Genomic DNA, 13,325 nt, shown 5'->3' on the forward strand with positions numbered 1-13,325 from the left:
AGTTTAAAAGGACCAAAACAGTTGGCTTTGCCCTCCCCGCTCAGTTTAGTCAACTATTTTACTCCTGCTTAGCAAAACGTTGATGTATAAAGGATTATTTATCGACGTTTTAATGATGGAAATTGGATAAAGGGGGAAAATTGAACAAGTGCTGCTTATCCAGAGATCAGGTTAGCTATAGAACATAGTGATATTCCCACGGCTGTATTTAATTCAGATAAAAATTAGTTACTCGCTTTTGATGACCAAACACTTCCAATACTTATTTGGTTAGGTCTGTTTATGTATGGATACGGAAGGAAGTATATTTGGCCTCAGCTCAATAAAGTAACTCTAAACCTAATGAGTTAAACGACCATAATTCACTTTGATATGAATTATGGGCTTAACATATCGTAAATTAAAATATATTTTAAGCTGCTTCGTGTGTAATAAATAAGTAAAACGATACTCTGCGCACAAAAAAGCCCCTACATTACTGTAGGGGCTTGTTATCAAACATGTACCGTAAAGGCATATGCCTTAATAGCGTGGACTATTTTTTTGCCATCCACAACTCTCGATATATAACAAGGTCAGCACCGCTAATAGCACCGTCCTCATTCAAATCTGCTACTGGATCGCGAGATCTAAATAAGGTTTTCATCATACGTGCATCAGTTGTATTAACTTGACCGTCATTGTTAAAATCAATGTCACATCGATTACCCATTCCGTCATTATCAGCATCGACTTGGTTAGGGTTAGCGTGATCAACACAGTTATCAAGGTTGTCAGTAATACCATCGCCATCGGTATCAGTGTCTTCACCAACACTATGTTGTGATAAACGGATTGATGTTTCATTTAAAATAACCGCTTGATTATATGAATGTTGGGTACCAAATTCACCCGTAAGATGTTCCACACCAACAGTTGCGTCAGCGCCAAAATCGATACTTGCATCACCAAACTCGACATCTTTGTAGTTATAAACAATATCATTGCTACCTTCTTCCAGGGTTACGCTAAATGATACGTCGCCAAAGTTGGGGTAATATGCAACATTTTGCCAACCAATGGTCAGTTTTCTATTTGGAGCAACACCCTCAGTTACCGCACAAACAGTACCATTGCTTGACTCGATATCGGTCCACAACGCTGCAATCATGTTGTTTGGTTCACTATCCATAGGAATTGGGCTATTTGTCCATGAATATCCATCAAAATTACTGAAGGTCAAGAAACCATTCGCAACTATATTCACTGAATTATAATCAACGCCGTAGAAAGAGAACTCAAAAGGAAGAGGTAATTGCTCTGTACCTTCATCACCTACAAAAACACAAGTACCACCACTGGTATCTGTCCATTGGTAAACTTCATTACTAACTTGATAATCAACTAAGTCAATAACATTAACGGTATCTTCTCTGACGGTTGTAATGTCATTAAAGTTAATCGTTGTCGTCATCACAACAGAGCCAGCTACAGAAGGCACCCAATGAGCTGAATAAATTCCATCATTAGCGGTGCTATCACCTTCTACGCCATCGTCATGCAATGTCACTACATCGCCATTACTAATACTAATAACCACGCTTGCACCTGCAGCAGAGGTACAGTTTAGTAACTCCACAGCTAATACATTGTTGCGATTGTTAATCATAACCTTACCATCGGAAGGAGAAATATAATTAATTGAGGTGCCTTTTAAGCCAACTAACTCAAAAGCGGCTTCAACATCATTAACGTTATAACCTAAGTCTTGTGCTGATGACATTACGCCACACATTCCTGAATGAAAGCTTGAATCAGGCAACCAATAATTTTGGTTTGCATGTACCATGACATCAAATGCTTTTCTCGTACCCCAGCCATCTGTGGTGGCTAAATTGTAAAAAGCTTTGTTATAGACACCACTGCTGTGATGTACATCAATACCATCATAATAACCATCAACATGATCAATAGAAATACCATCGTTTGGTGGGTTGTCCATATATCGCAACGCACGTTCAGGGTCTTTCATTATATCAAACCCTAATTTCCAATCATTGCTACCACGTGCGTAGAACTTTGCCGCCTCTCCTGCCATGTCAGAAAAAGCTTCATTCATTCCGCCAGACTGATCGGCATAAATCAAATTGGAGTTTTGCTCGGTGAATCCATGAGACACCTCATGAGCGGCAACATCAAGTGAAACGAGTGGGTAAAAGGTGGTTAGACCATCACCAAAGGTCATAGAGCTACCGTTCCAGAAAGCATTTTCATAATCAGTATCGTAATGTACACGCATTTCCAGCTGAAAACTTAACGGGGCAGCGCCATACCAATCGCTGTACATATCAAAAATAACATTACCAAAAGAATGAGCATCATTTAGTGGTGAATATGCACCATTAATTTCTTTATGGGTATTTTCAGGGCAAAGGTAGCTAAAGGCTTCACTGCCATTAACACCATGGTTCAAATCAATGGTTTTTACGTTAGCATTTTCCATTGAGCAAAAACCATCATCACTTGTGGTTACTTTTAAAGCATCAAAGTCTGTTCCATAACTGTAGATGCCTGTTTTTTCATTACCACCTGGGCCTGTGCCTATTTGATCGGTCGTTAAACCATCCCATGACTTAAGTACTTTTAAGTTGTTTGCATCAAGAATAGCAAAAGGTCGACTGGGGTTTCCACCTGCCTTATCTTCTGTAAAATAACTAACAAGGTAGGCAAGATGTGCTTTTTTATTTGAGTTTTGAACAATAACAAGCTGACTTTGCTCATTAAGGAAGGTGCGAGTAGACTTTGCGGCTAATACACCAATACCACCATTAGGTGATTTAAGCTTGTCTAGTGCCTGGGCATGACTAAATTTTGGTTTGAAGTTTTTAATATCGCGCTCAATGCCTGCCATCATTTGACCGGTTACATTCAAGCCTTTACCTTTTGCACTGTGGGTTATCGCCTGTTGACCCAATACATCAATATTATTGTACGTTAATTGATATCTAGTATGTTCAGTGCCCTTAACTGTACGCATTGATCCTTTTATCGGGGTTAACGCATAAGTTGCCCCCACCATGGCGGCATGAGATACACTTGATTGTATATTTGAAGCGGTACCAGGATTATTCAACCCACTTAATACTTGTGTGAGTGCATCATTCCCTTGCGCTTGAATCTGTACTACATCAGCAGCATTCACATTCATCGACATGCATAACATTAATGCACTTAAACCAAAAGTACGTGGTAATACCGCACTATTCAAACATTTTTTAGACATAGATAATTCCATCATCATTATATAAAAATAAATAATAGAAAAGACTTTTAAAATTAAGTACTTATTCTATTATTCACAATAAAAAACCATCACTCAATTGTGTGGCATTAAAATAGGAACGCGCCTTGAAAGACAATGAAAGCAAAAGCTTCTGTTGAACATTCAAACCTCAGCTGTTCCATAAACCAAGCCATACATTGAAGTAATAAATATTAAACAGCAATGATTTTCGTTAAAAAAAGTAACATTTTAGTAACAAGAAGTTTACACGAAGTATTTTCTGAATTGTTAAGGTGGCTGGCAAGAGTAATATATTAAAGGACAATTCATACTCCATGCCTGTTAACATACGCCGGTAGTAAGGGAGATAATCAGTATATGATAAGAGTGGTTTGACATTAATGCTCTACAAAAAAGCCCCTGCATTACTGCAGAGGACTTTTAATAAAGCGTCAATTATTTCAAGACGGGATAAATAATTGAGTTGATATTCTAGTTGAACGAATTATATCCCCTTAACAATCTCAATACTTTCTATAGGCGTACTGCATCACTTTATTTGATCTAGCTAACTTTTCAGCTGGTATTGATTGAAAGTAGATAGCAATTAATCATTTTTCTATCACTGCACAGTTAAAGTTTACTTCATCGGATATACGTACTTGATCCAACTCATCATGCGTAATAATATTTTACGCACCATAGAAGTATGTAATAAATCGCCTTTAGGGTTATAAGCTACTGCCTGCCCTTGTACACCACGAGGTAGATTGTAATCATCAAGGTTTTCCTCAAGCTCAATAATTGCAATAGTAAAGCCGTGATTACCTAAGCGACCTGCCCCCATCAACACACCTTGCCCTTGATATTCGCCCTCGGCCATTGCCGGTAAAATATCAATCACTTTACCTTTGAATACATGCCCTGGTACAGCATCTAAAATAACTTCAGCTTCTAATCCTTTATGCAGCCGTAGTAAGGAGTTTTGCCAAATTCGTGCGGCAAAACGACGTTTCTCAGTTGGAATAAAACTCATTACCGGGCGAAGCGCTAATATGCCAGCACGCATGCCTGGCCTAAGTGCTACTTGGGTAGGCATGCCATCAACGGGGGCACGAACAAAAGTTCTATCATAATCAAGTTGTGCTTTATTTCTAGCTGACTTTAACTGGGCTACTTGGGTATTTTCACCTAATATTATCGACTCAGTTAACAAACGGACTTTTCTTTGGGTCGCTTTTGCTGAGTCTAAATTTGCCAATGCTGCTTCATAAAACTCCCTTCTATTATCCAGCTCTTGCTGGGTAAATGGTGAGCTTTCACCAGCCTTTAGATGTCCTTCCATATAACGAAAGTAACTCGCGCGAGTCCTGTCTTTATTTGCATCAGCTTTGGCAACTTGGCCGATAGCAGCAAGTAAAGCTTGGTCGTTTTGCAATACTTGGTTTTTTGCTTGCGCTAACGCAGCCTCAGCTTTTACTAACGCAATGTTTTGTTCATCGTTATATAGAGTAAAGAGAACATCACCTTTTTTAACCAGTACATTTGGCACAACATCAACCGTTTTAATATTACCTGCAACTAACGGTGTAATTGGAATAGTGGCAAAGACTTCTTTACCGTATTTAGCGTAAGGATGCAGGTAGTTCATGATAATCATAATGGATGATAATAATACTACACCGCCTAAAACCGCTGTTGGTACTGACCATTTATTTAATGGTATTTTGAAAAGTTTAAAAATAGCTACACATAAAGCTGTATAAGTTAAAATAATAAGCATATCCATGATTAGACCTCCTTGTCTTGTTCGTTATGGTTCGTTGTGAGTATTGCTACTTGTTGTTGTAATACCGCAATATCTTGTGCCAATTTACTTTCGCTTTCTTTTATACTATCAATGCTTTCGTCATTATTATGAATCATGCCCCAGCCGATACCGGGTTTATATAAGGTTGCCCAAATCCACAAAAACGGCCATATAGCACCTAAGGTAAATAGGCTTATCCAACCTGCAACATGGATGGCATCTTGATGTGGGTGTTGACGACGCACTGCTATTTCATAAGGAATATCGTGTACGACGATTATTCCGTAAAACAGCACTAAAATAACAAAAAAAACTAAAAACAATGCAAAATAATCTAACATTTCATACTCCTTCATACGCCTTAATAATTGGTAACTAAGGCTGTAAATACTCGTTAAAACAAAGCTAAAATTTGAACATTAAACCAATAACAAGACCATGGGTCACTGTGTCGTATTGAAAATAATCTACTTGCCCTTGATGCCACTCATCATAATCAACCCAAGTAGCTTTATATTTCATATCTAAGGTCATCAACTCACTAATTTCGTATTGCACGCCCGTTTGCATTGATGAGGTAAAATTAGCTTCATAACCACCGATGTCTGCTTGGGCTAGGAATGTCCATTGTTCATTAATATTTGCTAACCACCGAATACCAAAAACAGCATCAAGCCAATCAGGTTTAACATCTCGTTCCAAATCATTTATCGGTAGCTGAGACAGTGATATATCAGTACTAATATCATTACCCCACCACCGAACACCGGCAAAATAATCTAAGGTGCCGTTGGATAATTGAGTTCGATAGATGCCCAAACCTTCAAGTACCCCTTGTCGTATCCCAACACTGGCTATGCTGCCATTGCTATTTGTTTTTTTAGCACTTAGGTCCATATAACCGTAATCTAAAGCCAAACCCCAACCAGAGTCATGATGTGCTTCAAAATGCACCATAGCGGCACTGTCTAAATTGTTTAAAATAGTGTCAAAATCTACATCAACACCTACACCATTGACTCGCCCAAGACTCGCATTACCTTCAATATTAGTTACCATAACGTAAGGCTCTAATTGAAAACGCCAATCATCGGCAACACTATAAAAAGAAAAGCTACTCAAGACACACCAAGCCAGTACTTTATTTGCGGTAATATTCATTCTGAAAATCCTTATTGAAATTCGTTTTCGAAACCTCTAGATGGCTGAATAATATTGGTATTGATTAACTTTTAAAAATGAATAAAAGCAATGGCACTATAAGTTACATTTATAGTTCTGATTACCTTATAAACCCCAAAGAAAATACGTATTTTCAGGCACACAGAAGCCAACAGTTATTCTCACTACTGTGTTATATGTGGAATAGCTTTTATCGTAGCGTTACTCTTATTATTATTTAAAGCTTATTAAAGTGAATCTAATGCGAGTCTGAAGCCAATATCAGGCATACGAACATTACTGGTTGCCCCATCACGTTTATAGACTTCTGATTCGTTGGCAGGAAAGTCATAACCACTACCACGAATAACTTTCATTGAAGTAATATTGAAGTCTTTATTCGGTGCATGCAGGGGGTTATGTCTTGCGGCTTTGCTATATATGGAACGGCTCATATCATCCATACAAAACTCCCATAAATTTCCACTCATATCGTATAACCCCAATTCATTCGGCTTTTTCATAGCTACAGGGTGGTTTCTATGTGAAGAATTACCTGCATACCAAGCGACCTCATCAATATTATCGGATCCGCTATAGGTAAAACCTCGCGATTTATTACCACCCTTTGCTGCATATTCCCATTCGGCTTCTGAAGGCAAACGGAATACTTTACCTGTCGCAGCATTGAGACGCTTGAAAAACGTTTGCACGTTTTTCCAACTGATATTATTAACAGCGCAGTTATCACAGGTAAAATAACTGTAATTCCAACCCATTAATTCTTCCCATAGTTTGGAGGTCACTTCAGTTTTGCCAATATAAAAACCATTAAGGCTTACTTTATGGGCAGGTTTTTCTCTATTTCTTGCCTTTTCATTGTCACTACCCATGACAAAGTCACCTCCTTCTACCCAAACCATACTCGCTAATACTTGCTTTTGGCTTGCCTGTGATAAAGTGTGCTGACTTTTATCTTGCTTTGTTTGTGCTAGTTTTATTACTTTTTTAGGTTGGCTTTTCGCCAGGCTACTTTCAGCTGAGGATATAGTCACTTCTTGACTCAAGGCATTACCGATAGTCAACAAAATCATAAGGTTGATAAAAATAATTTGCCGAGTTATTTGATAAATCATAGAGAGTATATTCATTTGATTAACACCTTAAATATATAATTGTTTGAAGAATATTTAGGTTGGTTGTTATTGCCAATAATCCACTACAAGGTAACTAAGATCTATTACTAATCTATCGTGCCGGCGATAATATCAAGGTAATTAAAGCTTACGTTAACCGGTGTCTTCTTGAGGAAAATAGCTATTGTTGCCAATAGCTATTTTTATGTTTTATTTTCAGAGCCTAGACTTAAGGAACAAAACTGCCTGGCTTCATACGCTGAGGAAACTCTTTAAAGGTTTGTTTAAATGCGCCGACCTTAAACATTGACGGTGCAATTAAGAACATATGTTCTGCGTACCATGCGGCATAACCGTGGCCTTCAACATCCATACGCTCAAAAGGGTCCATTCTTAGATTAAACATTTTAGGTGCTCTTAATACGCTCCAAGGATTAATCCAAGTTTCTAATCCATGAGCTTTTTGTGCTCTAAAGATCATTTTGTAATCACCATCACGAATAGCAACAACTTCACCGGTATCTGAACTGTAGATAAACTCTTTACGTGGTCCTTCCTTCGAGGTATCTAACAAATGTGGTAGAAAGTTATAACCATCAAGATGTACTTTAAATTTTGTACCACCAACATTTTTACCTTTTTTAAGATCTGCTTTAACGCTGTTATCCCCTGCTGCGGCTAAAAAGGTCGGCATCCAGTCTTGCAATGAAATAATTTCATTAGACACTTGATTTGGTTTAATCTTATTTGGCCATTTCACTAACATAGGTACACGGTATCCACCTTCCCAATTTGAGTTTTTTTCACCTCTAAAGGGTGTATAACCACCGTCTGGCCAAAGCATTAATTCCGCACCATTATCTGTGGTATACAAAACAATGGTGTTATCTGTTATTCCTAAATCATCCAACTTATCAAGTAATTGACCAACATGACCATCATGTTCTACCATGCCATCAGCATATAACCCCTGACCAGTAACACCTTGAGATGCGGGTTTTAGGCGTGTCCAAATATGCATACGAGTAGAGTTGAACCAAACGAAAAATGGTTTTTTGGCCGCGTGTGCTTTATCAATAAACTTCAATGTTGCACCTAAAAACTCTTCATCGATAGTTTCCATCCGCTTTTTAGTCACTGGACCCGTATCGGTAATTTCACCGTCGGCAAATGAATGAATGGCTCCACGAGGACCAAATCGTTTTTTAAAGGCTGGGTCTTGCGGGTAATCTGGATGCTCAGGTTCATCTTCGGCGTTTAAATGATAAAGATTGCCAAAAAACTCATCAAAACCATGGTTAGTCGGTAAATGCTCATCTCGATCACCGAGGTGATTTTTACCAAATTGACCTGTCATATAACCCATTGGTTTCAACAGCTCTGCAATGGTTGGATCCTTTTTATTGATGCCCTCTTTTGCCCCGGGTAAGCCAACTTTGGTTAAACCTGTACGTATAGGATGCTGACCGGTTATAAAACCGGCACGACCAGCAGTACAGCTTTGATCACCATAGGAATCGGTAAACAAGATGCCATCATTGGCAATTCTGTCAATATTTGGTGTTTTATAGCCCATAACTCCTCGGTTATAAGCACTGATATTATATGGACCAATATCATCACCCCAGATGGCTAATATATTAGGCTTTGTTGTGTCTGTTGTTGCTAGTGATGTTGCAGATGCAGTCAACATTCCTAATGCAATTGCAAACTGAGTAAATTTAGTATGAATTGTCATAAGTATTCCTTTGGTTAAACTTTCAAATCAGTTAAATAATGAATCTGCAGCTAGCTTAAATAAAGGTACATATATTTAGAAATAAAACAAAATGACAGGACTATAAGTATCACTTATAGTAGTTTAATGATTTTTTGTAAAACTGGCTCAAAAGTAGGAAAAATTAGCAATGGCAAGGTATTTGAGGAACGTAGATTTAAATCTACTATCAATATTTACGGCATTAATGCATGAAAAAAACATTAGCCATGCGGCTGAAAATTTGGGCATGACACAACCTGCGGTGTCACAAGCACTAAAACGGTTAAGATCGCTCTATAATGATCCCTTATTTGAGCGTAAATCAGGCAAAATGATGCCAACACTTAAAGCGGATGAAATTTATCCGATAATCAATAAAATACTCGCTGATGTATCATCAACCCTGCCTGATATTGGTGATTTTTCACCTGAAACAGCCAAACTAGATTTTCATATCAATGCTTTAGGGGTTGGTAATAATGATTTTTTAACAAAATTGAGCCAACGTTTAGCACAGTTGGCACCAAACATTTCACTTACCGTGACTACAGATATGTTAATTGATGCCGAAAAATCATTAAGGGATAAAGAATATGACCTACATCTGGATTATTTAACAATTGACGAAATTGGCTGCCACCACCAAGAATTATTCAACGATAATTTATTTGTCATTGCCAGAAAAGAACACCCTAATCTCAACAATAAAGTTAATTTATTACTCTCTGAGTACTTGGCAGAAAAACATGCGGTATTAGCCCCAAGAAAAGGTAATGTTTATTCACTTACGTTAGCGTTGCAAGACTTTAGTTTTAACCGAGAAATAAAATATACCAGCACCAGTATCGAGAACATTCTGGAAATTGTTTGCGCTACTGATTTAATTTGTATTATGCCCGGCTCTGTTTTGCAGTCTATGCATAATCTAGATGATTTTATTTGGTTTAATCCTCCGTTTAAAACAAAAGAAATGATAGCTTATATGAATTGGCACTGGAGTATGGAGCACGTAAAATCTCACCGTTGGCTAAGATCTATAATTGCAGACATTTGTAAAGGCATACAATCACTGCCAGAAACTACATAATATGACCCTCTAAAACATTAACCACTTTAGCATTTATTACTATACTTTTTATTAGGTTACTTGCTTTATCGATATCGACTATTTTGTTAGTAATGCCCCCAGTTAATAACTAAACAATTATCAGGTTTAAATCATGACTATATTCAAATACCCCAAAAGATTAAAACAATTAATGGTTATATTCCTTAGCTTAATTTGTCTTTCTTTGAGCGCTACTTCATTGGCCGCCTTAGCTGTAGATGATGGTAAACCTTATCAAGCAAGTACAACTAAAAATGCCAATATTGATCTTGGCGAATTAGAGTTCACTCTTGTGCCTCTTACTAAAGCTGAATTAGCTGTAGAAGTTGACGCTTGGTTAACTATAGTAAAACACAAAGCGACAATAGTCAGTGAAGCGGAAATTCTTGTTAGTCAAAAACAAAGGAAAATTTTAGCCGCACAAGAAATCTCTAGCCTTAGTGCTGATAGTGCTGAATTGATATTAGCGAGTAAAGAAAACCAAGGTGCTGCCGAAGAATTAAAAGAAGATTTAGCTGAGATTAATACCCTTGTTCAAGATTTAGAACATAAGAAATCTGCACAGACAAGCAAGGCCATAGAGTCGATGGACAAAACACCAGAATCATTTAATGAACTTGCTATAAAAGCAGAACAATACAGTGATAAATTGCAAGGTAAACGCCAGTATTTAATCAAGAGCCTGACGCAATTACGAGAAGAAAAAAATGATGCCTTAGAGCGATTTCTGCTGGTCATAAAAAATTGGGAAAGCAAAGGTGGTGATGCCGCCGAATTACACCTTTATGCGAATGCTTTAACTGGAACTACTGTTGACTTAACCGACAGCGACGCTGCTTGGTTAACCATTAAGGGCTGGATGTTATCGCAAGATGGTGGTTTACGCTGGTTAGCAAACATTATTAAATTTTTCTTAGCTCTTCTATTTGTATACATATTATCAAGAACAGCGGGTAAATTGACTGACGCAGCGCTTAACCGTAACAGAAATTTATCAACCTTATTAAAGCTTTTCATTAAGGTCTCTGTACGCCGTGTTATTTTAATGATCGGCTTTATTGTTTCACTGACTTTTATAGAAATAAATGTTGGACCGGTATTAGCCCTAATTGGTGCTGCCGGTTTAGTTGTTGGCTTGGCCTTGCAAAGTACCTTAAGTAACTTCGCAAGTGGTATGTTGATATTAATTTATCGTCCATTTGATGTTGGTGATATTATCGAAATAGACGGTGTGACTGGTACCGTTCATTCAATGACTTTACTTTCAACCTCGATTAAAACATTTGATAATCAGCATTTAGTGGTACCAAACAATAATATTTGGGGAACCACCATTGTTAATGTGACAGGGAGTAAAACCCGCCGAGTAGATTTAGTCTTTGGTATAGGCTATGGCGATGATATGGCCAAAGCTGAACGCATTATGCTAGACGTTGTGAAAAAGCATGAGTTAGTGTTAGAGCTGCCTGCTCCTGTTGTTAAAGTAAATCAATTAGCTGATTCATCGGTTAACTTTGTTTGCCGTCCTTGGGTTAAAACAGAGAATTATCTTGATGTATATTGGGATATTACTCGACAGGTTAAAGAAGAATTCGATAAACAAGGCGTTTCAATTCCGTTTCCACAACGTGATGTTCATATTCATCAACCCCCTAGTATAGAAAAGTAGCACTATGATCGCTACAGTAGTTAATAAACTTTCTGTAGCGATTAACCATAAATCACTTTCTTTAGCGGGTGTATTTCTTTAGTAAACAGCCTCTAAACAACAAGGGCACTATGATAAATAAAAGCCAAACTAGACTCCCCCCTGCCCCTTGTTCACCATCACTCGACACACTGTCCCCCTGTTTAAAGGTAGCAATTAAATCTAAGCTAGATGATTGCTTTACTATGCATTGGTCGAAACCTGAAGTTGCATAATAATAGAACTGGAATTCATTAAATTCCCCTGTTGCTACATCAATATAAGAATCATTATTAAAGTCACCGAAGGCAGTGGCGGTTAGCCCTTCTTCCGGCCTAGCCAGTGCTACAGGCTTAGAATACTCGCCTTCCCCTTGACCATAAAACAAACTCAGTACTGAGGGTTTATAATTAGCGGTTAAAATATCAACATTTCCATTCTCATCAATATCGCCAAAGGTCGCGCCATAACTTGCCCAAATAGATGAAACAACCTGTCGATCTTTACCACCTTCATTTGAGTAAACAGCAACTTCTCCTAACTGTATTTCTGCGGTTAAAATTTGTGGAATGGCATCTTCATGTGCTTGATAAGTATCAAGTGTTATCGCTGCTTTTTCAGCAATAACTTGTTGCTCTTTAAACCCTTGTTCAGTATTTTTAAACCAAGTTAATTTTTCATTGACTATGCTCTTCACCAGCACAAAAAGATCACCACTAATATTTGCACCAAACGAAGAGATAACAAAATCTGGTCGACTATCTAAGTCATAATCAATAACAGAAAAAGAATATGGACGTGCACTTTCAAATGTGAACGTTTTTTCATAAACAAAACCGCCGTTGCCATCGTTTAGGTACATTTTAATACCTCGATCGTCTGAACTAAACTCAGCGACAAATAAGTCTTTATACCCGTCATTATTCCAATCATAACTATCCAAGGAGGATGGATAAGCGAAGCCAGATATAATGCTATTACTAACAAAAGTACCATCGCCTAAATTTTCATAACTATTCACTTTGCCATTAAACAAACTGATACCAATCAAATCATCGATGCCATCATTATTAAAGTCTATTGTCTCTAATGATTTAGCTCCTCCTGCTGCTGAGCCAATACCTTTAATATATTGCTTTTCTGACGGGATTATCACGCCATTCCCCATATCACATTTTTGACCTTGCCACCCAATGAAGTGCCAACCAGGAGATGCCTTAGCGACTAAAGTTTGAAGCGAGTTATCTGTTGCAATATCACAGCTCGTTGAACAGGTTTTATCAGACGCTTCAACTTGTCCCTGCCCTACGATGTTTAAATTTATATTAAAAGCCATGGTAGTAAAATTTATACCTACTAGGTAGATAAACGTTATTGCTCTAAAAATTATTTTTTTCATATT

Annotated in this window: 9 protein-coding genes; 2 read left to right on the forward strand and 7 right to left on the reverse strand. The window is 37.7% G+C overall.

The window, feature by feature from the left end; genetic code table 11:
* Positions 1-535 precede the first annotated feature (535 nt).
* From GAB14E_RS23985 to GAB14E_RS15440, 6 genes are all read right to left on the reverse strand, one after another.
* Complete coding sequence (locus GAB14E_RS23985; RefSeq protein WP_052093552.1) at positions 536-3,262, reverse strand: M4 family metallopeptidase; 2,727 nt, start codon at positions 3,260-3,262, stop codon at positions 536-538.
* A gap of 640 nt (positions 3,263-3,902) precedes the next feature.
* A complete protein-coding gene (locus GAB14E_RS15460) occupies positions 3,903-5,051 on the reverse strand; it encodes an HlyD family secretion protein (RefSeq protein WP_033081579.1) in 1,149 nt (382 codons plus the stop codon).
* 2 nt (positions 5,052-5,053) lie between these two features.
* Positions 5,054-5,413, reverse strand: a complete 360-nt coding sequence (locus GAB14E_RS15455) for a DUF3302 domain-containing protein (RefSeq protein ID WP_033081580.1) — start codon at positions 5,411-5,413, stop codon at positions 5,054-5,056.
* A gap of 64 nt (positions 5,414-5,477) precedes the next feature.
* Positions 5,478-6,233: a hypothetical protein gene (locus tag GAB14E_RS15450; RefSeq protein WP_052093553.1), complete on the reverse strand. Its 756-nt coding sequence runs from the start codon at positions 6,231-6,233 to the stop codon at positions 5,478-5,480.
* A 248-nt stretch (positions 6,234-6,481) separates the two neighbouring features.
* Positions 6,482-7,384 carry a formylglycine-generating enzyme family protein gene (locus tag GAB14E_RS15445; protein ID WP_033081581.1) on the reverse strand — a complete coding sequence of 301 codons (903 nt, stop codon included), beginning with the start codon at positions 7,382-7,384 and terminating at the stop codon, positions 6,482-6,484.
* 214 nt (positions 7,385-7,598) lie between these two features.
* Positions 7,599-9,107: an arylsulfatase gene (locus GAB14E_RS15440; RefSeq protein ID WP_033081582.1), complete on the reverse strand. Its 1,509-nt coding sequence runs from the start codon at positions 9,105-9,107 to the stop codon at positions 7,599-7,601.
* A 169-nt stretch (positions 9,108-9,276) separates the two neighbouring features.
* On the opposite strand from GAB14E_RS15440, the gene GAB14E_RS15435 reads away from it, so the two are divergent.
* Both GAB14E_RS15435 and GAB14E_RS15430 read left to right on the forward strand, forming a co-directional pair.
* Positions 9,277-10,215, forward strand: coding sequence for a LysR family transcriptional regulator (locus tag GAB14E_RS15435; RefSeq protein WP_081967758.1), 939 nt, complete (start codon positions 9,277-9,279; stop codon positions 10,213-10,215).
* Between the two features lie 133 nt (positions 10,216-10,348).
* On the forward strand, positions 10,349-11,905 hold the full coding sequence (locus GAB14E_RS15430) for a mechanosensitive ion channel family protein (protein ID WP_033081584.1): 1,557 nt from the start codon (positions 10,349-10,351) through the stop codon (positions 11,903-11,905).
* Positions 11,906-11,966: 61 nt separating this feature from the next.
* Here GAB14E_RS15430 and GAB14E_RS15425 read toward each other — a convergent pair whose 3' ends face one another.
* Positions 11,967-13,322 (reverse strand): FG-GAP repeat domain-containing protein, encoded by a 1,356-nt coding sequence (locus tag GAB14E_RS15425; RefSeq protein WP_033081585.1) that lies wholly within the window; start codon positions 13,320-13,322, stop codon positions 11,967-11,969.
* Between the last annotated feature and the right edge of the window lie 3 nt (positions 13,323-13,325).

Origin of the sequence: Colwellia psychrerythraea (assembly GCF_000764185.1) — a bacterium.
Classification (GTDB): Bacteria; Pseudomonadota; Gammaproteobacteria; order Enterobacterales; family Alteromonadaceae; genus Colwellia; species Colwellia psychrerythraea_B.

Bases quoted from the DNA above. Each gene is read 5' to 3' on its own strand.
- GAB14E_RS15440 (WP_033081582.1), bottom strand. From the start codon at position 9,107: ATGACAATTCATACTAAATTTACTCAGTTTGCAATTGCATTAGGAATG.
- GAB14E_RS15445 (WP_033081581.1), bottom strand. From the start codon at position 7,384: ATGAATATACTCTCTATGATTTATCAAATAACTCGGCAAATTATTTTT.
- GAB14E_RS15455 (WP_033081580.1), bottom strand. From the start codon at position 5,413: ATGTTAGATTATTTTGCATTGTTTTTAGTTTTTTTTGTTATTTTAGTG.
- GAB14E_RS15460 (WP_033081579.1), bottom strand. From the start codon at position 5,051: ATGGATATGCTTATTATTTTAACTTATACAGCTTTATGTGTAGCTATT.
- GAB14E_RS15450 (WP_052093553.1), bottom strand. From the start codon at position 6,233: ATGAATATTACCGCAAATAAAGTACTGGCTTGGTGTGTCTTGAGTAGC.
- GAB14E_RS15435 (WP_081967758.1), top strand. From the start codon at position 9,277: ATGGCAAGGTATTTGAGGAACGTAGATTTAAATCTACTATCAATATTT.
- GAB14E_RS15430 (WP_033081584.1), top strand. From the start codon at position 10,349: ATGACTATATTCAAATACCCCAAAAGATTAAAACAATTAATGGTTATA.
- GAB14E_RS23985 (WP_052093552.1), bottom strand. From the start codon at position 3,262: ATGTCTAAAAAATGTTTGAATAGTGCGGTATTACCACGTACTTTTGGT.
- GAB14E_RS15425 (WP_033081585.1), bottom strand. From the start codon at position 13,322: ATGAAAAAAATAATTTTTAGAGCAATAACGTTTATCTACCTAGTAGGT.